This window comes from Hymenobacter cellulosivorans, from assembly GCF_022919135.1.
In the GTDB taxonomy this organism is placed as follows: Bacteria; Bacteroidota; Bacteroidia; order Cytophagales; family Hymenobacteraceae; genus Hymenobacter; species Hymenobacter cellulosivorans.
The window spans coordinates 2,760,931-2,782,585 of record NZ_CP095049.1; the positions used below are offsets into that span (position 1 = coordinate 2,760,931).

Here is a 21,655-nt window from a genome sequence, read left to right on the forward strand (position 1 = left end):
GATAAGGCGTAGTGGATATAACTATAGCGTAAAGGATGCAGCAAGGCAAAACGGTGGAGGCCTCCGGGGCGTGGCCAGGAGGCCTCCAGGTTTTCCGGTACCTGACTGCCTTAGTTCAGGCTCAGGGCAATTTCCTTGATGAACTGTTCTTTTTCCAGGCTGCCCTGCCCATCGGCCGCGTCGGTGCCGGCGGGGCGCCACATCAGGGCGGCAGCGTACACGGCTACCGTAGCTACCACGGCTACGTTCACCACGGCTACAGCTTCCCAGGCTACGGCGGCTACTACGGCGGCCAGCGCCAGGGCCACGACCATCGCCTCTTCCTGCAGCTGCACCGAAGCGTCATCACCACCCGCCTCGTCTACTTTCTGCTTAACGTCCTGCATAAAGCGGGTGACGTCGCTTTCCTTTTTGAGGTCGTACTTGCTCATGTCCATCTTCTCAATGACAGCCTTGCGCTTCTGGAAGGCGGACGTCGACAGGGCCCCAACGGTGACGGTCTGAATCAGCATGCCGCCTTTGCGCATGGTGCCGTCAATCTTGGCGAAGTCCTGGGAGGCTATGGCGCCTTTCAGCTCGTTGAAGTAGTTGGGGTCGAGCTTCCGCACGAGTTCCACGAGGTGGTCGTTGCCTTTCTGGCGCTTCTGCTCGTAGGTCGGGTCGTTCTTGGCGGCCTTCTCCATGGCCAGGCGGAACGAGTCGAGGGTGTGCAGCTTCTTGGCAATATCCCCTTCCATCAGGAAAATGCCGCGAAACAGGGTTTCGCCCGAAACATCGGCCTTGGCGGCAGTAGCTACCGGCGCGGGAGCCTGCAGTTCATCCTTGGCGCAGCTTACGGCCAGGAAAGAGGTGAGGCCCAGCATCATGGCCGACTTCGTGAATTTCGAGTTGCGGATTGAGTTAATCATAACAATAAAGGTTAAAAGGTAGAAAAATGGAAAATTGAGAAAATGAGAAAATAAAGAGTTGTTATGGGGGAATTGTGTGTTGACTCAGAGGCTGTTGTGCGCCTTGCTGGCCGCAGGTAAGCCCCACCGGCACCCACCAGTGTCGGATTAATTCAGGTTGAGGGCCAGCTGCTTAATCAGCATTTCCACTTCCATCTTGTTGTCGCCCGACTGCTCATTGATGAACTCAAAGAAGGCGTGGGCCACCTCGGCCACGAAAACCGACACGCTGTGGTAGGCCACATAGTCCCCCGATTGGTAGACCATCACGAAGGAGGCCTCTTCCTGCAGCATGACGGGCGCCGTATCCAGGCCGGCGGCCGTCAGGGCTTGCTTGGCATCCTGGGTGTAGCGGGTAATGTCCTGCTCCTTGCTGAAGTCGTAACGCTTCATATCCAGGGACTGCAGCACGCGCTTTCGCTGCAGGTAGCTCTGCTTCTGGGCCGCGGAAGGTAGCGTATTGAGCGTTACGGCCTCGTTCAGGGTAGTACCCTGCCGGATAGCGGCCTTGATGCGCTGGAAGTCCTGGGAACTGATGGCCTGCTTGAGCTTGACAAAATACGTGGGGTCCAGGCTGCGGACCGACGCTACAATCAGGTCGATATTCCGGTTCCGGGCGGCGGCCAGGCCCGGATGCTCCGCTACCTGCTTGCCAATCATGGCCCGGTACGAGTCGAAGGCCGGTACCTTGGTTGCCGCTTCGCCCTGGAAGAAGAAGATGCCCCGGTAGAGGTCCTCGCCCGTGTAGTCCTGCGACTTGGCCTGGGCGACGGTCGTATCCGGCGCCACCGAATCTTCTTTGGCGCAGCTGGCCAGCAACGAGCTGCCGGCCAGCAGCAGGCCCAAAATTTTAGGTGACGCAGCGTCACGAATGGATAGAAGCATAACGATAGAGGCTAATAATAAATAACACTGGATAAGATAAGTATAACGCGTGGCCGATGGCCACTGGTACGCACAGCGGGGAAGGCTGGCCCGGCGAAAGGAAGCGGCCCCGCTTAGTTGAGCTTGTGCGAAAGCTCCTTGATGAGCAGCTCTACTTCCAGCTGGCTGGCCCCCGATTGGTCGGCCAGCTGCTCAAACCAGGCGTGCACGCTCTCGGCAATAAAGACCGAGGTGTACTGGTAGGCAAACACGTCGGTTTGCTGGTACACGAAGGCGTATTCTACCTCGTCCTGGACAGCCTGGCTCGACTCGTAGCCCGCATCCGCCAGGGCCTGCTTGGAGTCCTGCACGAAGCGCTTGAGGTCCTTCTCCTTCTTGAAGTCGTAGTCGGCCATGTTCAGGGCCTGAATTACCTGCCGACGCTGCAGGAACGCCTGCTTGTCTTCGGGCGTAGTCAGGGTAGAGAGGGCGGCGGCTTCGTTCAGGGCCGTGCCCTTGCGGATGGCGCCCTTGATGCGCTCAAAGTTCTCGGAGGCAATGGCCTGCTTGAGCTCCATGAAGTAGGTGGGGTAGATGCTGCGCACGCCTTTCACCAGGGCGTCCACAGTTTGGGCCCGCTTCACCAGCACCTCGGGGTGCTGAACGCCGGCCTTACGGATTGTGGCCCGGTAGGCGTCGAAGGACGGAATCTGCTCGGCCACCCGGCCCTCGAAGAAGAAGATGCCCCGGAACAGCTCCTCGCCCGAGTAATCAACCTTCTCCCGCTGGGATTTGGTGGTGGGTGCGTCGGGCGCAATTACTTCATTCGGGGCGCAGCTCGGAGCTAAAAAGCTGACTGCGGTTGCCAGCCCCAGAGTTTTGAGTGAGGATAGCGAATACACTGGTGGTGCCATGCTAAATAAAGATGAGGATAGAATAAGAAGATAAAGTCCGTTAACGCCGGGTTCGATACAAGCCTACGGCAATTGGAGGGCACTACCATACTTATGGGACAAACCCCAGGATTGTCGGGACCAATTGGCCGCCAGGCCGGGATACGGGCTTAAGTGCGTAACTTTCGCCGCCCTAATCTGCTGCTCCCTTTGCACCCCGTGAAGCTGTCCATCGTTATTGTTAATTACAACGTCTGCTATTTTCTGGAGCAGGCCCTGTTGTCGGTGCGGCGGGCGGTGGAAAAACTCGGGGCCCCGGCCGAAGTCTTCGTCGTCGACAACAACTCCGTCGACGGCTCGGTGGCCATGGTGCGGGCCCGGTTCCCGGAAGTCATTCTGATTGAAAACAAGGACAATCCGGGCTTCAGCAAGGCCAACAACCAGGCCATGCGCGTGGCCCAGGGCGAATATATCCTGCTGCTCAACCCTGATACGGTGGTAGAGGAAGACACCTTCCGGGCCTGCTGCGACTTCATGGACCAGCACCCCGACGGCGGGGGGCTGGGCGTGAAGATGCTCGACGGGCAAGGCAAGTTTCTGCCCGAAAGCAAACGGGCCCTGCCCACGCCGGCCGTGGCCTTCTACAAGATTTTCGGGCTGGCCAGCCTGTTTCCCAAGTCGCGCACGTTCGGGCGCTACCACCTCGGCTACCTCGACAAAGACCAGGCCCACGAAATTGAAGTGCTCAGCGGGGCCTTTATGCTCATGCGCCGCACCGCCCTCGACCAGGTGGGCCTGCTCGACGAAGACTACTTCATGTACGGCGAGGACATTGACCTCTCGTACCGCCTGACCCAGGGCGGCTGGAAAAACTACTATTTCCCCGGTACCCGCATCATTCACTACAAGGGTGAGAGTACCAAGCGCACCAGCGTCAACTACGTGTTTGTGTTTTACCGGGCCATGGTGATTTTTGCCCGCAAGCACTTCGCGCCCGAGCGGGCCGGCACGTTTTCGTTGCTCATCAACCTGGCTATCTGGCTGCGGGCGGGGTTGGCCGTGGGCCAGCGTCTGCTCTTGCAAGCCGCCCCGGTGCTGCTCGACGCGGGCCTGATCTACGGGGGCATGTACTTTCTGAAGTCCTACTGGGAGCAGAACCACAAGTACGTGCGCACCGACTACCCGCCCGAGTTTATGCTCGTGGCCGTGCCGGCCTATATTGTGGTGTGGCTCACCTCGGCCTTTTTCAGCGGGGCCTACGACCAGCCCACCAAAACCGGCCGCATCGTACGGGGTATTTTCATCGGTACGGTCCTGATTTCGGCCTTTTCCAACTTCCTCGACGCCTACCGCTTTTCCAAGGCCCTCATCATTCTGGGCGGGGTCTGGAGCATTGCGGCCCTGGTGGGGCGGCGCCTGGCCCTGCATTTCTACCGCTACCGTGACCTGCGCCTAAACGAGCGGCGCCAAAAAAACGTGGCCATCGTGGGCTCGGCCGAGGAAAGTCGCCGGGTGCGCCGCCTGCTCGAAACCGCCGCCGTGCAGGCCCGCATCATCGGCTACGTGACGCCCGATAATGCCGAGCCACAAAACTCACTCCATCACTCATTCACTCATTCACCGGACGACCCGCTAGGGGAGGTGAGGCAGCTCGACGACATTATCCGCATCTACGACCTGGATGAGCTGATTTTCTGCGGCAAGGATTTGTCGGCCAGCCAGATTATTGCCCTGATGGTAAGCCTGCCCCAGGATCCGCCGGTGGCCTACAAAATCCTGCCCGAAGACAGCCAGTACATCATCGGCAGTTCCTCGAAAGACTCGCCCGGCGACTACTACGCCCTCGATATTGCCCTGAACCTCTACCAGCCCCAGCAGGCTCGTACCAAGCGCGTCTTCGACGTGCTGCTGAGTTTGCTGCTGCTCGCCGGAGCCCCGCTGCTGATCTGGGTGCAGAAGGAAAAGGGCGGCTTTCTGCGCAACTGCCTGCGCGTGCTGGGCGGGGCCAGTACCTGGGTGGGGCTGCGCCATGCCGTGGGCCCGCGCCGCACGGCCCGGGCCATTCTGTCCCCCGCCGACGCGGCCCATGCCGCCGATGCCCTGCCCGAAGCCACCCGCCGCCGTTTGGAACTGCTCTACGCCAAAGACTACGAGCCTTCCATGGATGTAAGCATTATGCTGCGCTGCCTGCGTGAGCTAGGCCGGCAGGGGTAACCTACCCTCACCACCTCAACGCGCTAACCTGACCCAGAAAGCTTGTAACAAAACGGGCTGTAACAAATTTATTTTGTTACAGCCCGTTTTGTTACAAGCTTTCTGGTCTTCTCTGGTTGGCTAGCTGCTTTCGCTGTTGAAGTGGTGGCAAGGTTGATCCGTGGGCAAATCCGTACTTTTGCAGTATCCCACCCCAACCTGTTTTGTATGTCTGTCTCTACTGCCATGCCTACTACTTCCGTTTTGTCGGAGCGCATCAGTGCTCTGCAGGAGTCTCAAACCATTGCCATGGCCAAAAAAGCCCGGGAGCTGATGGCTCAGGGCATCGACGTGATTAATCTGAGCTTCGGTGAGCCGGATTTTGCCACGCCGGAATACATTCGTGAAGCCGCCAAAAAGGCCATGGACGAGGGCTACACCAAGTACATGCCCGTGCCCGGCTACGTGGACCTGCGCACGGCGATTGCCGACAAGCTCAAGCGCGAAAACAATCTTGATTATCAGTGCGAGAACATCGTGGTGAGCACCGGGGCCAAGCAGGCCCTGGCCAACGCAGTGCTGAGCCTGGTGGACCCCGGCGACGAGGTCATCGTGTTTGCGCCCTATTGGGTCAGCTACGAGGAGATGGTGCGCCTGGCCGAAGGCGTGAGCGTGACATTGCTGGGCACCCTCGAGAACGATTATAAAGTGACGGCCGAGCAGCTGGAAGCGGCCATTACGCCCCGCACCAAGCTCATCATGTACTCTTCGCCCTGCAACCCCACGGGGGCGGTGTTTTCGCGGGAGGAGCTGGGCCGCATTGCTGAAGTCGTGGCCCGCTACCCCCGCATCCACGTCATTGCCGACGAGATTTACGAGTACATCAACTTCGTGGGTGAGCATGCCAGCCTGGCTCAGTTCGACGAAGTAAAGGAGCGGGTTATCACCGTTAACGGCTTTTCGAAGGGCTACGCCATGACGGGCTGGCGCGTGGGCTACCTGGCCGCCACCAAGGCCATTGCCGCCGCCTGCGAGAAAATGCAAAGCCAGATTACTTCCGGCACCTGCTCGGTAGCTCAGCGCGCAGCCCTGGCAGCGTTGGAAGGGGGCCGGACCTCGGCCGATGAAATGGTGGCCGCCTACCGCCGCCGCCGCGACTTGGTGCTAGCGCAGGTCAAGGAAATTTCGGGCTTCAAGACACCCACGCCCAGCGGTGCTTTCTACATCTTCCCCGACGTCAGCGCCTACTTCGGCCGTACTGCCCCGGATGGCACCGTTATCAACACCGCCACCGACCTGGCCCTCTACATGCTTAACGAGGCCCACGTAGCGGCCGTCACCGGCGAGGCCTTCGGGGCGCCCAACTGCATCCGCTTCAGCACCGCCGCCGCCGATGAAAAGCTACAGGAAGCCTTCCGCCGTATTAAAGTAAGCCTAGACAAGCTGGTGTAAAAAACTGTCCTTGCGAGCAGGCACGACATTCCGCGCATCAAGCGGCAGCAATCCGTTTCCTGCTGGTGATAAACTTCCTTCTATCAGAAAGCCCTTTCTTACTCGCGTGGAAAGGGCTTTTTGCATGGGTACAAAATCATTAGTGGATCCGGAAGGCCCTTCGTTAAGGTCAGGATGACAGCCGAAAAAACACCAGGCAACCTCCCAACTACCTATTCCGCTGCGCCTGTTTACCTTTGCGGCTTCCCTTTGAATTGCTCTAATGTCGACTGCCGCTTCGCTTGCCACTCTGCCCGCCGTATTTGCTGCCTTCAACCACCTGACCGTACTCATCGTGGGCGACGTGATGATGGACGCCTACGTTTGGGGCAAGGCCAGCCGTTTGTCGCCCGAGGCACCGGTGCCGGTGGTGAATGTGAGTCGCACCGAGCAGCGCCTGGGCGGGGCCGCCAACGTGGCCCTGAATGTGCAGGCCCTGGGTGCTACCCCGCTGCTGTGCGCCGTCATTGGCGAAGACACCGGCGGTGACCAGCTGCTGGAGCTGCTGCGCGACAAGGACCTCTCGGCCGAGGGCATCGTGCGCAGCCCCGACCGGCCTACGACCGTCAAGCAGCGCATCCTGGCTGCCGGGCAGCACCTGCTGCGCATCGATTCGGAAGTGGAAACCGACCTGAATAACCGCGAGGCTGCCGCCCTGCAGACCCGCTACGAAGCCCTGATTGACCGCGCCGACGTGGTAATTTTTGAAGATTACGACAAGGGCGTGCTCAACTCTGGCAGCATTGCCCACTTCATTTCCCTGGCCCGGCAAAAAGGCATTCCCACCGTCGTCGACCCCAAGAAGAAGAACTTCCTGGCCTACCAGCACTGCACCCTGTTTAAGCCCAACCTCAAAGAGTTGCGCGAGGGCCTGAAGCTCGAGTTTGGCGACACCGACGCCGACCGGCCCCAGTTCGAAGCCGCCGTGGAGCGCCTGCGCGAGCTGCTACAGCCCGAAATCGTGCTCGTCACTCTCTCGGAGCGGGGCGTGTTCAGCGAGTCGCAGCAGAGTGGCCGCAGCTACATCCCGGCCCACCTGCGCATGATTTCCGACGTATCCGGCGCCGGCGACACGGTTATCAGCATTGCTGCCCTCTGCGTGGCCCTGGGCCTGGAGCCGCCGGTCATTGCCGCTCTGGCCAACCTCGGCGGCGGCCTGGTCTGCGAGCAGGTAGGCGTCGTGCCGATCGAGAAGCAGCGGCTGCTGGAAGAGGCGCAGGCAGCTCAGGTGCTGGTGAGCTAATATCCTCTTGTCCTTACGAGGAAGAAGGGCATTCCGCGTATCAAGCGGCGGCCATCCGTCCTCGGCGCAGGTAGTCCCGCCTTTTTAGCAGAAAGCCTTTCCTTACGAATGTAGTTTTTGCGTTTGCTCGTGGGCGCCATAGCAACGATTGTTGTTCAACGACGGAGACGCGAGTAAGCGTTTCTTCATCCACGCAAAAGCCCTTTCCCGTCGCAACGAGAAAGGGCTTTCTGGAAAAAGGGCAGGGCTACCTTCGCAGAGGACGGATGGCTTCGCGCTGTTCGCAAGGACACGTTATTTTCTAAATAGCGCCTTCGCGGGCCAGGGTGCTGAATTCCTTCACGGTATTGATGAAGACACGCACGTTGTCGGGGTCAGTGTCGGGGTAAACGCCGTGGCCCAGGTTGGCAATGTGGCGCTGGGGACCGAAGCGGCGTAGCATCTCGATGGTGGCCGTCTGAACCTGCTCCCGCGAACCGTAAAGGGCGCAGGGGTCGAGGTTGCCCTGCAGGGTTTTGGCGTCGCCGATGGCGGCCCGCACCAGGCGCGGGTCCTCGTTCCAATCGAGGCCGATGGTGCGGCAGTTGAAGTGGGCGAAGTCGGATACGGCAAACCAGGCACCTTTGGCAAACACCGTCACGGGCACGTCGGCGGGCATGGCGTCGCAGATGGCGGCAATGTAACGGGCCGAAAACTGCTGGTAGTGGTCGGGGGGCAGAATGCCAGCCCAGGAGTCGAACACCTGGATGAGGTTGGCGCCGGCCTCTACCTGGGCCCGCAGGTAGCTGATGGTGGTGCGGGTGATTTTGTCGAGCAGCTCGTGGGCCAGCTCGGGGTTGGTGTAGAGCATGCGCCGGGCCTTGCTGAAGGTCTTGGAGCCGTGGCCTTCTACCATGTAGGCCAGAATCGTCCAGGGCGCGCCGGCAAAGCCGATGAGCGGCACCCGGCCGCCCAAAGCCCGCTTGGTCACACGGATGGCTTCAAGCACGTAGCCCAGGTGCTCTTCGGGGTCGGCGACGCGCATGCGGGCTACGTCCTGGGCTGTTTTGATGGTTTCGGGAAACAGCGGCCCGCGGGCTTCCACCATTTCGTAGGTCAGGCCCATGGCCTCGGGCACCACCAGGATGTCGGAGAAGATGATGGCCGCGTCCACGTCGAGGGCATCCACGGGCTGAATCGTTACTTCCGCCGCCAGCTCCGGCGTCTCGACCAGCTCTTTGAAGCCGCTCAGGCGGCCGCGCAGGGCACGGTATTCGGGCAGAATTCGGCCCGCCTGGCGCATAAGCCACACGGGAGTACGTTCGGTTTCTTCGCCACGGGCGGCGCGGAGCAGGAGGTCGTTCTTGAGCATAGAAAAAGGCAGAGATGCCGGAAATCGGGCGCAAGTTACGGCCTACTGGGCAGCAATGCTTGGACGAGAGTTTATTTCATCTGCTCTTGCGAGCAATGCGCAGCCATCCGTCCTGTGAAATGGGCGGAGTGTTCTAACGGGAAAAGCCCCTTACTCCAGCTGGAATAAGGGGCTTTCTGGTAAAAGATTAGGCCTTACTGCGCAGAGGGCGGGTTGCTCCACGTTGCTCGCAAGGACAGAAAAACAGCCTACTGCGCGGTCTGCTTATAATGCACTGTGGTCAGGCTGCGGAGCCGCTCGGCGGCCCATTCGGGGGTGATGTCGCGCTGGGGGTTAGCCAGCATTTCGTAGCCTACCATAAACTTGCGCACCGAGGCTGAGCGCAGCAGGGGCGGGAAGAAGTGCATGTGCAGGTGCCAGCTTTCGTGCGCCTGCCCGTCGGTGGGACGCTGGTGCAGGCCGGCCGAGTAGGGGAAGGAAATCTGGAACAGGTTGTCGTAGCGGATGGTCAGGTCGCGTAGGGCGGCGGCAAAGCTGTCCCTCTCGGCATCCGTGAGTTGCTCGATGGAAGTGACGTGGCGGCGGGGTAGGAGCAGGGTTTCGAAGGGCCACACGGCCCAGAATGGTACCAGGGTCACGAAATGCTCGTTCTGGTACACCACCCGGGTTTGCTCTTTGAGTTCCAGCTCCACGTAGTCGAGCAGCAGGCTGCGGCCGTGCTCCTGGAAGTAGGCCGCCTGCTGCACGGTTTCCTTGGCCGGGTCGGCGGGCACGGTGCGCTGGGCCCAGATCTGGCCGTGGGGGTGAGGATTCGAGCAGCCCATCATAAAGCCCTTGTTCTCGAAAATCTGCACGTAGTTGATGTCCGCTCGGGCCCCAAGCTCCTGGTATTGCTCTACCCACACATCCACGACGCGGCGAATGGCGGCCGGCTCCATTTCGGGCAACGTCAAGTCGTGGCGGGGCGAAAAGCAGATAACCCGGGCCACCCCCGATTCGGCCTCGGCCCGCAGCAGGCCGTTCACATTGACGGTGCCCGCGGGTACATCGGCCTGCAGGGCGGCAAAGTCGTTGTCGAACACAAAGGTGCTCTCGTAGCTGGGGTTCACGATGCCGCCGGCGCGGGTATTGCCGGGGCAGAGGTAGCAGGTCGGGTCGTAAGCGGGGCGGGTTTCGGCTTCGGGCTCTTCCTGCTGGCCCTGCCAGGGCCGTTTGGAGCGGTGGGGCGACACCAGAATCCATTCGCCGGTTAGCGGGTTGTAGCGGCGGTGGGAGTGTTCGGTTGTATCAAAAGCAGCCATGGCGGAGTGGGGTAAAAGTCAGCTTTCGGGAAGATAAGGCCTCGTTAATACGGCCTCTAACCGGAGCTAGGCCGAAAAAGCCGACAATACGCGGGAAAATGGAAAGGCGGAGGCAGACGAAACGGCTACTCCTGAAACAGGGCCTTGATGGCCGTAGCCAGGAAATTGACGCCGATGGCCAGGGTTAGAAAGCCCATGATGCGGGCCAGGGCCGCCATGCCGGGCCGGCCCAGAAAGCGCGTCAGGCGCAACGACGACATCAGAATAATATAAGCCGCTGCGGCCACCAGCACAAAGCCGAAGAAGATCAGGCCCATGTCGAGGTAGGTCAGCTTTTCGGTAAACAAGCCGATGCACACGGCCATGGAGCCGGGCCCCGACAGCATGGGCATGGCCAGCGGAGTAAAGGAAATGTCCTCCTTGTGCATACTTTCCTCCAGGGTGGCTTCTGATACCTTGGCTCGGTTGCCGCCCGGCGTGAGCAGATCGAAGGCGGAGCGCATCAGCAGGATGCCGCCAGCAATGCGCAGGTGGTGAATGTTGATACCAAAGAAGTTAAGTACATATTGCCCGGCAAAAAACGATACCGACAGCACGCCCACCATGTAGATACAGGCCCGCAGCCCGATCTGGGCGCGGTGGCTGGGCGTGTCGTCCTCGGTCAGGGTCAGGAAGACCGGCATGGCCCCGAAGGGATTCACGACCGAAAACAGCGTGGTGAAGGTGGCAAGTAGGATTTCCATGTACCGGAGCGGGGAGGTGGAAGGCGGGTAAAGGTACGAGGGATTGAGAATCGGCAAAGCGGTTAAAATGGTATGTTTGGAAAGTCAACCATGGCGTTACTGTCGCGTACAAGCGCTTATACGGCCTGAGGCCCGCCTTTTTTTCTTCCTATTTGCATGACAACTGCTTCTCCCGCAGCCACCCCCGCCGATGATTACCGTGATACGCCCCTGGTGGGCATCGTCATGGGCAGCCAGTCCGACCTGAAAATCATGTCTGCCGCGGCCGAGGTGCTGCGGCAGTTCGGTGTGCCCCACGAAATAACCCTGGTGTCGCCCCACCGCACGCCGTATCGTCTTATCGAGTACGGTGAAACTGCCCGTAAGCGCGGTATGCGGGTTATTATTGCCGGTGGAGGCGGGGCAGCTCATTTGCCCGGCATGCTGGCTTCCTTCACCACGCTGCCCGTAATCGGGGTGCCCATCAACTCTAGCACGTCGGTTCACGGCATCGATTCAGTGCTGTCTATGCTGCAGATGCCGGCCGGCGTGCCCGTGGCTACCGTTGCCATCGACGGGGCCGCCAACGCTGCCGTACTGGCTACGCAGATGCTGGCCCTGAGCAACGCCCGACTGGCGGATGTATTGGAAAAGTACCGTACTGCGCTCAAAGACAAAGTGATGCGCACCATTGAGGAGCTGCGCAAAGGTGGCTTCAACGATGAATAGGTGAGCTAGTGAACTCGTCAGTTGTTGTTCCATTCGCTCTATTCTACTGAAAACTCCCCCTCTCACCATCTCACCAGTTTACTACTCCACTCTCCCACCCAACTCCACTCGTAAGTGCCTGACCTCGAAGCTCCCCTTTGGATTTTGCTGGCCCACGGGCTGACGCTGCTCCTGGCAGTGGCGGCTTTGGTGGCTACGCTTTTGCCCTTGCTGCGCGAAACCGCCTGGTGGATTCGCGTCTTCGACTTTCCCCGCCTGCAGATTGTGGCCGTCACGCTGCTGACCATCACCGGGGCGTTGCTGCTGGGCTGGCACCGGCTGGATGGCTACTGGGGCCTGGGTCTGCTGGGAGCTTTGGGGGCCGCCGTGGTGTACCAGTCCTTCCGCATCGTGCCCTATACGCCGGTAGCCAGCAAGCAGATTGCCGACAGCACCCGGCCCGACGGCTCGCGCCACCTGAGCCTGGCCGTGATGAACGTGCTGCAGTACAACAAGCAAGGAGCCCGCGCCCTGGCCGTGTTGCAGCAAACCGACCCCGACCTGATTATGGCCGTCGAAACCGACCAGTGGTGGTATGAGCAGCTCAAGCCCCTGGAAGCCACCCACCCCTATACCTGCCACGAACCCCTCGACAACACTTACGGCCTGCTGTTCTTTTCGCGCTTGCCCCTGAAAGGCTGCGAAATCAAGTATTTGCTCGATGATGACGTGCCTTCGCTCCACGGCCGGGTGCAGTTGCCGGACGGCAAAACCTGGGTGCGTATCTTTGGCCTGCACCCCAAGCCGCCAGCCCCGGCCGAGTCCAAAACCAGCACCAAGCGCGACGCGGAACTACTGCTGGTGGGCAAGGAAATCGGGGAGAAGGAGGAGCCGACCATCGTGTTTGGCGACATGAACGACGTGGCCTGGTCCCACACTTCCGAGTTATTCCGCCGCATCAGCGGCCTGCTCGACCCGCGCGTGGGCCGGGGCCTGCTGCCCACCTTCCACGCCGACTACTCCCTGCTGCGCTGGCCCCTGGACCACGTCTTCGTGTCGCCCGATTTTAAGGTAGATGATATTCAGCGCCTGCCTTACGTAGGCTCCGACCATTTTCCCATCTACCTCAAGCTCAGCTACGAGCCTCACGATAAGGCTGAGCAGGAAGAAAACCGCGAACAGGCTGACACCGGCGACTACGAGGAAGCCGAGGAGAAAATCCAGGAGGGCTTCGAGGAGGAAGATGAAGAGGAAAAAGAGGAAGAAGCTGGTTTGAAGCCAAAACGGGAGCTGACGACCTAACCGCGTTTTTAGAGCTCGTACAGCCAAGCCATCTGCTTCTGGCTAACGGCTTTCGGTAGCCAGCGCATACCCAGGTTGCGCAAGCTAATCAGCAGCGGGTTTTCCAGCTGGGCCAGGCGGCCCAGTTGCCAGGAGGTGTTTACAATGCGGGTGGTAAGGGGCAGGCGCTTTTGTTCGAAGCAACGAAAAGCGCTGGGTAGCTCCTGGGTTTTAATCAGGCATTCAGCTAGCACGGCTGCATCTTCCACGGCTTGGCCGGCTCCCTGTCCCATATTGGGCGTAGTGGCGTGGCCCGCGTCGCCCAGCAGCAGCACCCGGCCATAGCTTAGCCGACGTAGCGGGGGCAAATCCAGAATGTCGTTCCACAATAGCTGGGCGGGCTGCGTGAGGGCCAACAGCGCCGGAATAGGTGCAGGAAAATCGGCAAAGGTGCGCTGTAGGTCTGCCACGGTAAAGGCCTGAAAGTGCGGATTGCGGGGCGTGGAGCTGTTGAGACAGGCAAACCAGTAGGCGCGGTTGTGGCCCACGGGTACGTAGCCCAGGCGGCGCCCGCCGCTCCCCCAGATTTCGTAGGAGTCGCCAACGGGTAGCGGCAGCTGGCTGGTATCAACTACGGCCCGCCAGCACGTGTACCCCGCATACCGGGGCTGGCTCTGAGGCAACAGCTGCCGCCGAACCAGGGAATGCAGCCCATCGGCCCCAATTAACGCGTCGGCCTCGGCACTGGTCGAATCGGTGAAGTAGGCAGTAATTTTTCCTTCGGTTTCGGCGAACCGCTCGAAGCGTGAGTTTAGTCGGACCACGTCGGCGGGTAAGCTGGCCAGCAGCGCCCGCTGTAAGGCCGCGCGGTGAATGCCCAGGTTGTCGAATCCAATCTGGCGGGCAAAAAAAGCCGGGTCGGCCGATTGCAGCACGTGGCCCCGCTCATCGCACAAAGACAGCCTGCTAATGGGCGTGCCCTGCGCCCGAACAGCATCATAGAGGCCTAGCTGCGCCAAACCACGCATGGCATTGGCCCCTAACACCACTCCAGCCCCGACTTCACGCAGCTCGGCCGCCGCTTCGTGCACCTGCACCACGTGGCCTTGGCGCAGCAACGCATGAGCCGTAGTAAGGCCGCCAATGCCGGCCCCGATAACAATGAATGATGCCATAAATACGCGGGAGTATCCTGAATAAACTATACTATAGGAAAAGGATAGCTTAGAATGCCAGTTGGTAAAAAGAATGTATTTCGTCGGGAAATATACTTGCTTCAACTGGTAAAAGGTAATGTCCGTCTTTTTTTGCGGCATCCTTCTTCACTAGCTTCGCGTATTGGTTTTGTGCCAGATTTCGCCTGGTATCCTTCTCCTCCGATCTACCTGCAACATGTCTGAACAAACAACCCCCCGGTTGTATTTCGAAAATCCTGTCGGGCGCTTGCTCGAACACCCTGATGGTTATGCCATTGTGGCCTACAATCCCGGCAAAAGAAAGCTGAGCGACATGCAGGCCTTCCTGACCCACGCCAGCCAGTTGCTGCGCAATCGGGGCTGGCGCAAAATGCTCGGCGACCAGCAGCAGATGTCACCTTACACGGAGGATGAGCGTACCTGGATCCAAAATTACTGGGTTTCCCGCACTGCGCAGGGCGACGAGATATACGGCGCTGTAATTCTGCCCCAAGACGTTTTTGCCCGCTTGTCGGTCAATCTGGTCATGAACGAAGCCCAGGAGTCGGCCCTTACGTACCGGCTCTTCGATAATGAAGCCGACGCCAAGGTTTGGCTTACGCAACTGCCGGTATAAAGCCCGGAGCAGGGGCGCCGAATAAATTTCTGCATAACGTAACCAACAAAAAAAGGCCGGAAGCAATGCTCCCGGCCTTTTCTATCATCAATCAACAAATTACTTGTTCCCGTCGACTTCTTCGTAGTCAACGTCGGTCACGTTGTCGTGGGGCTGGCCTTGCTGGCCGTTGCCACCTTGAGCCTGGCCATCACCGCCGGGGTAGCCCTGGGGCTGACCTTCGCCGCCTTGAGCATACATTTCCTGCGAAGCGGCCTGCCAAGCGGCGTTGATAGCCTCCATGGCGGTGCCAATCTGGCCGAGGTCTTTGCTCTCATGGGCCTTCTTGAGGTCGGCCAGGGCATTTTCTACGGCCGTCTTGTTGCCGGCGCTCAGCTTGTCGCCGTACTCTTTCAACTGCTTCTCGGTCTGGAAGATCATCGAGTCGGCCTGGTTGACTTTCTCAATGCGCTCCTTTTCCTGCTTGTCAGCCTCTTCGTTGGCTTTGGCCTCGTTGCGCATCCGCTCGATGTCAGCATCCGACAAGCCGGAAGAAGCCTCAATGCGGATCTTCTGCTCTTTGCCGGTGCCTTTGTCCTTGGCCGATACGTGCAGGATACCGTTGGCGTCGATGTCGAAGGTTACTTCGATCTGCGGAACGCCGCGGGGTGCTGGCGGAATGTCGGAGAGGTGGAAGCGGCCGATAGTGCGGTTCTGGGAAGCCAAGGGACGCTCGCCTTGCAGCACGTGGATTTCAACCGAAGGCTGGTTGTCGGAAGCCGTCGAGAAGGTCTCGGACTTCTTGGTCGGAATCGTCGTGTTGCTTTCAATCAGCTTGGTCATCACGCCGCCCATGGTCTCGATACCGAGGCTCAGCGGAGTTACGTCCAGCAGCAGGACGTCTTTGACTTCGCCGGTCAGTACCCCACCCTGGATAGCAGCGCCAATGGCTACTACTTCGTCGGGGTTAACGCCTTTCGAAGGCTTCTTGCCGAAGAACTTCTCTACTTCCTCCTGAATGCGGGGAATGCGGGTCGAACCACCCACCAAGATTACCTCGTCGATATCCGACGTGCTCAGGCCAGCGTCTTGCAGGGCTTTCTTCACGGGATCCATCGAGCGGCGCACCAGCGAATCGGCGAGCTGCTCGAACTTGGCGCGGCTCAGCTTTACCACCAGGTGCTTGGGGCCCGAGGCGGTAGCCGTTACGTAGGGCAGGTTGATTTCCGTCTCCGAAGAGCTCGACAGCTCAACCTTGGCTTTCTCAGCGGCTTCTTTCAGGCGCTGCAGAGCCATGGGGTCTTTACGCAGGTCGAGGCCTTCGTTTTCGCTGGCGAAAGTCTCGGCCAGGAAGTTGATGATTACCTGGTCGAAGTCGTCGCCACCGAGGTGGGTATCACCGTTGGTGCTCAGTACTTCGAATACGCCGTCGCCGAGTTCCAGAATCGAGATGTCGAAGGTACCGCCACCCAAGTCATAGACGGCAATCTTCTGGTCTTTGTGCTTTTTATCGAGGCCGTAGGCCAAGGCAGCGGCCGTAGGCTCGTTGATGATGCGCTTCACGTCGAGGCCGGCAATGGCACCGGCTTCTTTAGTAGCCTGGCGCTGGGCGTCGTTGAAGTAAGCCGGAACCGTAATAACGGCTTCGGTTACCGTCGTGCCCAGATACTCTTCGGCGGTCTGCTTCATTTTCTGAAGCACCATGGCCGAAATTTCCTGGGGCGTATACTGGCGGTCACCGATTTTAACGGCTACCGTGTTGTTAGAGCCCTTCTCCAGCTGATACGACACGTGCTTCGACTCTTCGGTTACTTCCGAGAAGCCGCGGCCCATAAAGCGCTTAATCGACTGAATCGTGTTCTGGGGATTGGTAATGGCTTGACGTTTGGCCGGGTCACCGACTTTCCGCTCGCCCTTACCGTTGTCGAGGAACGCCACAATCGACGGAGTCGTGCGGCGGCCTTCGCTATTTGGAATCACCACCGGCTCGTTGCCTTCCATAACGGACACGCACGAGTTGGTGGTGCCGAGGTCAATACCGATTATTTTTCCCATTTGATTGGATGTATGTAAGTGTTGGATGTGTCTGCTTCAGATTGCGAATCACTCGCGTCGGACTAATGACAAGCAGCGTACCAGCCCGAAAAAGGCGGTTTTTCTGTGACACATTGTCATTTTAGCCGACTCCCAAGGCAGGTTTTACGACGGACTGACTTTTACGGGGAAGTAGCCGGCAGGATATGCTGACAGCGGGGCAGGGGAGAGGCCCACTTGAAGCAATTCCCTTTGGGTGTCATCCTAAGCAGAGCATTCCATGCATCACGCGCCGTGACCTGCCCCCATGTTATAAGAAATGCTCTTCAATGTGAAAAGCCCTTTACTACCGGGATAGTAAAGGGCTTTTTACATTGGTAAGACCTGTCGTGGGATAGGCGAGCAAGGCCCTTCGGCTGTGCCTCAGGATGAGAGTCGATTTATACTTTAAAACTGCTTTAGAAACCCACCAATTGTGTTTCTCCATTCTGCTGGGTACTTATGCCAATAGGGCTCGTGGCCAGCAGCGGGGAAGTCGCGGCGCTGCTTGGGCCCTTGTAAGGCCGCATAAATGGCGTCGGTTTCGGCCCGGGTGACGCGCGGGTCGGCCTCGCCCCACATGAGCAGGGTAGGAGCCATTACCTTTTTAGCAAACTCGGTAGCGTCGAGGTCGAAGGCCCAGAAGCTGTTTTGCACCCCGCCCCAGAAAACGAGCAGGTTGGCCATGGGAAAGGCTGGCACGTGCATGGAGCTGAAGCGGTTTTGGGCCGTCTGGAGCATGCTGCCGTAGGGGCACTCGATGATATTGGCTGCGGGCCTCACGCCCAGCTCACTCTCGGCCCGCAGGATGGCCACGGCACCCATAGATGCGCCGTAGAGGATGATAGGCGTGGTTGCGTTTTGCTGCTGTAGATAGGTGAATACCGCTTTTACATCAGCCGATTCGCGGAATCCGACCGTAGTTTGGAAGCCTTCGGAGCCACCGTTACCGGCAAAATCAACGAGCAGGACGGAGTAACCCAGCTGCCGAAACGTGCCCGCCTCAGTCAGCAGCTTGGACTTGTTGCTGGTGTAGCCGTGAAACAAGGCCACGCGGCCTTTCTCGTGTTCCACCGGACTGTACCAAGCTTCCAACTGCCCGTTGGAGCTCGGGATGGTAACGGTGCTGAACGCAAAAGCCGGCGCGCCGACGTTGCGGGGCTTGGGGTTTTTGATGCCCGTCAGCAACACCCAGGCTTTATCCAGGGCCGAAAGCTGCTCGGGGTTGTCGGTGTGGGTGCCGGGCTCGTCGGTGAAGTGGGTAAAGCGCCAGGCATGCAGAAAAGCCACGCCGTTGACGGCCAGAAAACCCAGCAATGCCAGCCAGAGCAGCCTACGTTTCATTAGCGGCTCGAGCTACGGCCCCCACCTGAACGGCCCCCGCCGCCGGAGTTGCGGCCAGCCCCGCTAGCACCGGGCTTGGCGCCGGAGCGGCCTTTGGGCTTGTCCGAGTCAAAGGAGCGGCCGCCTTTGCCGGCCGCAGGACGGGTGCCGGTTGAGCCAGAACCGGCAGATTTTGGCCCTGCCGAGCGGCCGGCGCTGGCTGGTTTGGCCTGTGCGTCGGCTTTAGCGGCTCCGGCAGCCGACTTGGGTGCTACAGTCCGTTCGCCCGGCATTTTGGTGGCCGAGTAGGCTGAGCGCAGCTTGGCGGCTTCGGCTTCGGTCAGTTCCCGCCACTGCCCGGGCGCGAGGCCGTCTACGGGCAGGTGAGCAATCTGGGTGCGGACCAGGCGCAGGGTGGGAAAGCCTACGGCGGCCGTCATCTTGCGCACCTGCCGGTTCATGCCCTGCGAAATCGTGATTTTCAGCCAGGAAGTAGGAATGGCGGCCCGGAAGCGGATAGGCTTGCTGCGTTCCCACAAATAAGAAGGCGGGCCGGCCAGCAATTCGGCTTCAGCCGGAGCGGTGTAGCTGGTTTTGATATCGACGCCGCGGCGCAGCTGGGCCAGGGCTTCCTCGGTCGGAATGCCTTCTACCTGGGCCAGGTAGGTTTTGGGTACTTTGTAGCGGGGCTCCGAGAGGCGGTGCTGCAGGCCTTTGTCGTCGGTGAGTAGCACAAGGCCTTCGCTGTCGTAATCGAGGCGGCCAACGGGGTACACGCCAGGCACGGGCACGAAGTCTTTGAGCGTGGCGCGGCCGTTCTCGTCGGTAAATTGGGTGAGAACTTCGTAGGGTTTGTTGACGAGAACGTAGCGCATCAGCAGGAAAAACGTGGGGTAAGAAAAAGCAGAAGAAGACGGTTTGCCCGCCCGGGAATCGAGAATGAGCCGGTATAGGTCCGTTTTCCGGCGGCTATAAACCAGGCGGAACACACAAAGGTACCAATCCGCAGAGCACCTACCACGCTAGGGGCTGAAATAGCAGCCTAAGCTGTGTAACGCGTTCAGCCAAAATTATAGCCCCGCTATCAGCAAATAGAGCAGCAGTAACGCCAGGAAAGGGGCTCCCACCAGCAATAGGCCCAGGCGGCGGGACTTCCCCTCAGCTGTATCTGCCTTGTCCACAAAGTCCCGCTTGCCGACGTTCAGAATGGCAACGAGAAAGGCTAGAAACCCAAGGGCCAGCCCGATACCCACGAACCACAGAAGCCCGGTTATATCACCAAGCAAGAGCAAAGGGCAGGATAAGGTCATAAAGCAGCAGTAAAAACAAACCAGAATAACGGATTCTTGCCCCGAAAAGCTACCAGCAGGTTTGTTGTATATACATTTTTAGAGCTGATTGTGGGCCCGGATCAGGGTGGCAAACGAGTCACGGTAGGTGTCGCCGATGGGCAGCAGGCGGCCGGCCACCTGCACCTTGCCCCGCTCCAGGTGCTCGATGCGCTGGAGCGAAACCAAAAACGACTTGTGAATCCGGGCGAACCGCTCGGGCGGCAGTACTTCCTCCACTCGCCGGAAGGATTGCAAAGTCAGGATTTTGCCCTGGGTGGTATAAATCATCAGGTATTCCTTCATGCCCTCGATGTAGAGAATATCATCGAAGGCCACGCGCAGCAGGCGGTGCTCGTTTTTGACGAACATAGCATCGGGCGCCGCCAGCGCAGCTTCCGGGGCCGGAGCGGGCGGGGGCATCAGGGCCTGGCGCACCTTGTTGACGGCCTGTAAAAACCGCTCAAACGAAATGGGCTTGAGTAGGTAGTCCGTCACGCCTAACTCGTAGCTGCGCACGGCGTAGGAATCATAGGCCGTAGTCAGCACGATGCGTGGGCCCGGAGCGGGCAGCAGTTGGGCCAGCTGCAAACCCGTAAGGCGGGGCATGTGGATGTCGAGAAAAACCAGGTCTACGGGGTTGTCCTGCAGAAAGGCCAGGGCCGCCAGGGCCTCATGAAACTGCCCGCGCACGTCCAGAAAGGAAATTTGCGCGCAATAATCGGCCAGCACGTCGAGGGCCAGGGGCTCGTCGTCGATGAGGACGCAGAAGATTTTGCGCAGCGGGGTTTCCGGTTCCATAGTTAAAGCGCGGCGGCCAGGGTCAGCACCACCGTATGCTCCGTGGGCTGGCTCTCGACGTGTAAGGTATGACGGTTGGGGTAGAGCAAGTTCAGGCGGCGGCGCAAATTAACCAAGCCCAGACCACCGGCTTGCTCTTGAGGGGAGTGGGCGTTGGCATCGACGAAGTTGTGTACCTCGAAGCGCAATTCGCCCGCGGTGGTTAGCGCCACGGTCAGGCGCACGGCCTCGGGGCGCATGGCCAGGTCGCCGTGCTTAAAAGCGTTTTCGACCAGGGGCAGCAAAAGCATGGGCGCAATCTGATAGGTTGAGTCGTTGGGCACGCCGCGGCTGTGAAAGACAATGGCCTCGGCGTCGGCTGCGGGCAGACGCAGGCGCTGCAAGTCCAGAAAGCTGCGGATGTTGGTCAGCTCCTTAGCCAGCAAGACCTGCTCTGAATTGCTTTCATAGAGCATGTAGCGCATGATTTCGGCCAGGCGGAGCACGGCTTCCGGCGCCCTTGCCGACTGCTGCTTGGTTAGGGCGTAGATGTTGTTAAGGGTGTTAAACAGAAAGTGCGGATTGACCTGGGCCTTGAGCAAAGCCAGCTCGGTGAGCAGGTTTTGGCGCTCCAGTTCCCGGCGGTTGCGCTGGCCCTGCAGGTAGTCGCTGGTGACCTTTAGACCGGAGCTGAAAAAGAGCGTTATCAGGCCCCAAAGAATATAAGGCTCTACCTGCCGCGACGGGTTAATGGGTTCAGTGCCGCCATCCGGAATTGTGTACCGGGAAATGACCACCCGCAGGCCTACGGATACGGCTATGGTCACGATTACGGCCAGCACGTAGCGCCAGACGTGGTTGTGGGCCAGGATGTTGGGAATCAGGATCAGCCAGTTGACGTAGAATAATCCCGCGTACAGAATATCGGTGAGGACCCCGTGCACGAGGGCATACTGCCAATCGAAGGCATGGCTTACAGTGGTGCGGTTTAGGGCGTGGAGGCCAAAATAGATCTGTAGGGCATCTATTGCCACCAGCCCGGCCCATAAGGACAGATGCGCCCACAACGGGACCCGGCTGGCAGCAGGTAGCCAGGGCGGTGGCATTATTGAGGCAGGGTAGGGCGACATGATTAGTGGGAAAGATGCTACGTAATGAACCGCCAAAGTAGCTTCCGGCGACCGAATAAGCCGGGCTATTTTCAACCATCAGCCGCTTTCAGCACCTGAATACAGGTGGCAGCGCCACCAACGGGCCGGCGGGCTCAACCAGAGGCTGCCAGGCTGGAGTTGTGGGTCCGGAAAGGGGTTTTCCGCTCGGTCGGGGCGGGTTGGTTGAATAACCTGCGGGGCTTGGTGACCAGCCG

General features: G+C 59.5%; 18 protein-coding genes. 6 read left to right on the plus strand and 12 right to left on the minus strand.

From position 1 onward, the window contains the following. Positions 1 to 110: 110 nt before the first annotated feature. The 3 genes from MUN80_RS11715 to MUN80_RS11725 all read right to left on the minus strand — a co-directional run bounded on the left by MUN80_RS11715 (position 111) and on the right by MUN80_RS11725 (position 2,725). On the minus strand, positions 111 to 908 hold the full coding sequence (locus MUN80_RS11715; protein ID WP_244724067.1) for a sporulation delaying protein family toxin: 798 nt from the start codon (positions 906 to 908) through the stop codon (positions 111 to 113). Positions 909 to 1,055: 147 nt separating this feature from the next. Beyond that, on the minus strand, positions 1,056 to 1,832 hold the full coding sequence (locus MUN80_RS11720; RefSeq protein WP_244724069.1) for a sporulation delaying protein family toxin: 777 nt from the start codon (positions 1,830 to 1,832) through the stop codon (positions 1,056 to 1,058). A 113-nt stretch (positions 1,833 to 1,945) separates the two neighbouring features. Further along, a complete protein-coding gene (locus tag MUN80_RS11725) occupies positions 1,946 to 2,725 on the minus strand; it encodes a sporulation delaying protein family toxin (protein ID WP_244724072.1) in 780 nt (259 codons plus the stop codon). Positions 2,726 to 2,923: 198 nt separating this feature from the next. Between MUN80_RS11725 and MUN80_RS11730 the strand changes: the two genes are divergently transcribed. The 3 genes from MUN80_RS11730 to MUN80_RS11740 all read left to right on the plus strand — a co-directional run bounded on the left by MUN80_RS11730 (position 2,924) and on the right by MUN80_RS11740 (position 7,631). Beyond that, a complete protein-coding gene (locus MUN80_RS11730; protein ID WP_244724073.1) occupies positions 2,924 to 4,918 on the plus strand; it encodes a glycosyltransferase in 1,995 nt (664 codons plus the stop codon). Between the two features lie 207 nt (positions 4,919 to 5,125). Beyond that, entirely contained in the window at positions 5,126 to 6,349 is a 1,224-nt protein-coding gene (locus MUN80_RS11735; RefSeq protein WP_244724076.1) for a pyridoxal phosphate-dependent aminotransferase, read from the plus strand. Between the two features lie 262 nt (positions 6,350 to 6,611). Next, entirely contained in the window at positions 6,612 to 7,631 is a 1,020-nt protein-coding gene (locus MUN80_RS11740) for a bifunctional heptose 7-phosphate kinase/heptose 1-phosphate adenyltransferase (RefSeq protein WP_244724079.1), read from the plus strand. Positions 7,632 to 7,932: 301 nt separating this feature from the next. Here the strand turns inward: MUN80_RS11740 and hemE are convergent, their stop codons facing one another. The 3 genes from hemE to MUN80_RS11755 all read right to left on the minus strand — a co-directional run bounded on the left by hemE (position 7,933) and on the right by MUN80_RS11755 (position 11,026). Continuing rightward, the gene (gene hemE / locus MUN80_RS11745) at positions 7,933 to 8,982 is read right to left on the minus strand and encodes a uroporphyrinogen decarboxylase (protein WP_244724082.1); all 1,050 of its coding nucleotides are present in this window, start codon (positions 8,980 to 8,982) and stop codon (positions 7,933 to 7,935) included. Between the two features lie 248 nt (positions 8,983 to 9,230). Continuing rightward, on the minus strand, positions 9,231 to 10,283 hold the full coding sequence (locus MUN80_RS11750) for a UDP-glucose--hexose-1-phosphate uridylyltransferase (protein WP_244724085.1): 1,053 nt from the start codon (positions 10,281 to 10,283) through the stop codon (positions 9,231 to 9,233). Between the two features lie 125 nt (positions 10,284 to 10,408). Continuing rightward, on the minus strand, positions 10,409 to 11,026 hold the full coding sequence (locus tag MUN80_RS11755; RefSeq protein WP_244724088.1) for a MarC family protein: 618 nt from the start codon (positions 11,024 to 11,026) through the stop codon (positions 10,409 to 10,411). A 156-nt stretch (positions 11,027 to 11,182) separates the two neighbouring features. On the opposite strand from MUN80_RS11755, the gene purE reads away from it, so the two are divergent. Together purE and MUN80_RS11765 are read left to right on the plus strand one after the other, a co-directional pair. Beyond that, complete coding sequence (gene purE, locus MUN80_RS11760) at positions 11,183 to 11,734, plus strand: 5-(carboxyamino)imidazole ribonucleotide mutase (protein WP_244724091.1); 552 nt, start codon at positions 11,183 to 11,185, stop codon at positions 11,732 to 11,734. 114 nt (positions 11,735 to 11,848) lie between these two features. Beyond that, positions 11,849 to 13,015: an endonuclease/exonuclease/phosphatase family protein gene (locus MUN80_RS11765; protein ID WP_244724094.1), complete on the plus strand. Its 1,167-nt coding sequence runs from the start codon at positions 11,849 to 11,851 to the stop codon at positions 13,013 to 13,015. Between the two features lie 8 nt (positions 13,016 to 13,023). On the opposite strand, the gene MUN80_RS11770 is transcribed toward MUN80_RS11765, so the two are convergent. Beyond that, positions 13,024 to 14,169, minus strand: a complete 1,146-nt coding sequence (locus MUN80_RS11770) for an FAD-dependent monooxygenase (protein WP_244724097.1) — start codon at positions 14,167 to 14,169, stop codon at positions 13,024 to 13,026. A gap of 217 nt (positions 14,170 to 14,386) precedes the next feature. Between MUN80_RS11770 and MUN80_RS11775 the strand changes: the two genes are divergently transcribed. Then, positions 14,387 to 14,806: a hypothetical protein gene (locus MUN80_RS11775; RefSeq protein WP_244724100.1), complete on the plus strand. Its 420-nt coding sequence runs from the start codon at positions 14,387 to 14,389 to the stop codon at positions 14,804 to 14,806. A gap of 99 nt (positions 14,807 to 14,905) precedes the next feature. Here the strand turns inward: MUN80_RS11775 and dnaK are convergent, their stop codons facing one another. The 5 genes from dnaK to MUN80_RS11800 all read right to left on the minus strand — a co-directional run bounded on the left by dnaK (position 14,906) and on the right by MUN80_RS11800 (position 21,419). Continuing rightward, positions 14,906 to 16,840: a molecular chaperone DnaK gene (gene dnaK / locus MUN80_RS11780; RefSeq protein ID WP_244724103.1), complete on the minus strand. Its 1,935-nt coding sequence runs from the start codon at positions 16,838 to 16,840 to the stop codon at positions 14,906 to 14,908. 426 nt (positions 16,841 to 17,266) lie between these two features. Next, positions 17,267 to 18,202, minus strand: coding sequence for an alpha/beta hydrolase (locus MUN80_RS11785; protein ID WP_244724106.1), 936 nt, complete (start codon positions 18,200 to 18,202; stop codon positions 17,267 to 17,269). Beyond that, complete coding sequence (locus MUN80_RS11790) at positions 18,202 to 19,056, minus strand: pseudouridine synthase (protein WP_244724108.1); 855 nt, start codon at positions 19,054 to 19,056, stop codon at positions 18,202 to 18,204. The genes MUN80_RS11785 and MUN80_RS11790 overlap by 1 nt, the downstream gene beginning before the upstream one ends. Before the next feature lie 513 nt (positions 19,057 to 19,569). Next, entirely contained in the window at positions 19,570 to 20,310 is a 741-nt protein-coding gene (locus tag MUN80_RS11795) for a LytR/AlgR family response regulator transcription factor (RefSeq protein WP_244724111.1), read from the minus strand. A gap of 2 nt (positions 20,311 to 20,312) precedes the next feature. Then, positions 20,313 to 21,419, minus strand: coding sequence for a sensor histidine kinase (locus MUN80_RS11800; protein WP_244724114.1), 1,107 nt, complete (start codon positions 21,417 to 21,419; stop codon positions 20,313 to 20,315). Positions 21,420 to 21,655 lie beyond the last annotated feature (236 nt).

Coding starts and splice junctions, on each gene's coding strand:
- MUN80_RS11715 (WP_244724067.1), bottom strand. CDS start 908: ATGATTAACTCAATCCGCAACTCGAAATTCACGAAGTCGGCCATGATG.
- MUN80_RS11720 (WP_244724069.1), bottom strand. CDS start 1,832: ATGCTTCTATCCATTCGTGACGCTGCGTCACCTAAAATTTTGGGCCTG.
- MUN80_RS11725 (WP_244724072.1), bottom strand. CDS start 2,725: ATGGCACCACCAGTGTATTCGCTATCCTCACTCAAAACTCTGGGGCTG.
- MUN80_RS11735 (WP_244724076.1), top strand. CDS start 5,126: ATGTCTGTCTCTACTGCCATGCCTACTACTTCCGTTTTGTCGGAGCGC.
- MUN80_RS11740 (WP_244724079.1), top strand. CDS start 6,612: ATGTCGACTGCCGCTTCGCTTGCCACTCTGCCCGCCGTATTTGCTGCC.
- hemE (WP_244724082.1), bottom strand. CDS start 8,982: ATGCTCAAGAACGACCTCCTGCTCCGCGCCGCCCGTGGCGAAGAAACC.
- MUN80_RS11750 (WP_244724085.1), bottom strand. CDS start 10,283: ATGGCTGCTTTTGATACAACCGAACACTCCCACCGCCGCTACAACCCG.
- MUN80_RS11755 (WP_244724088.1), bottom strand. CDS start 11,026: ATGGAAATCCTACTTGCCACCTTCACCACGCTGTTTTCGGTCGTGAAT.
- purE (WP_244724091.1), top strand. CDS start 11,183: ATGACAACTGCTTCTCCCGCAGCCACCCCCGCCGATGATTACCGTGAT.
- MUN80_RS11770 (WP_244724097.1), bottom strand. CDS start 14,169: ATGGCATCATTCATTGTTATCGGGGCCGGCATTGGCGGCCTTACTACG.
- MUN80_RS11775 (WP_244724100.1), top strand. CDS start 14,387: ATGTCTGAACAAACAACCCCCCGGTTGTATTTCGAAAATCCTGTCGGG.
- dnaK (WP_244724103.1), bottom strand. CDS start 16,840: ATGGGAAAAATAATCGGTATTGACCTCGGCACCACCAACTCGTGCGTG.
- MUN80_RS11785 (WP_244724106.1), bottom strand. CDS start 18,202: ATGAAACGTAGGCTGCTCTGGCTGGCATTGCTGGGTTTTCTGGCCGTC.
- MUN80_RS11790 (WP_244724108.1), bottom strand. CDS start 19,056: ATGCGCTACGTTCTCGTCAACAAACCCTACGAAGTTCTCACCCAATTT.
- MUN80_RS11795 (WP_244724111.1), bottom strand. CDS start 20,310: ATGGAACCGGAAACCCCGCTGCGCAAAATCTTCTGCGTCCTCATCGAC.
- MUN80_RS11800 (WP_244724114.1), bottom strand. CDS start 21,419: ATGTCGCCCTACCCTGCCTCAATAATGCCACCGCCCTGGCTACCTGCT.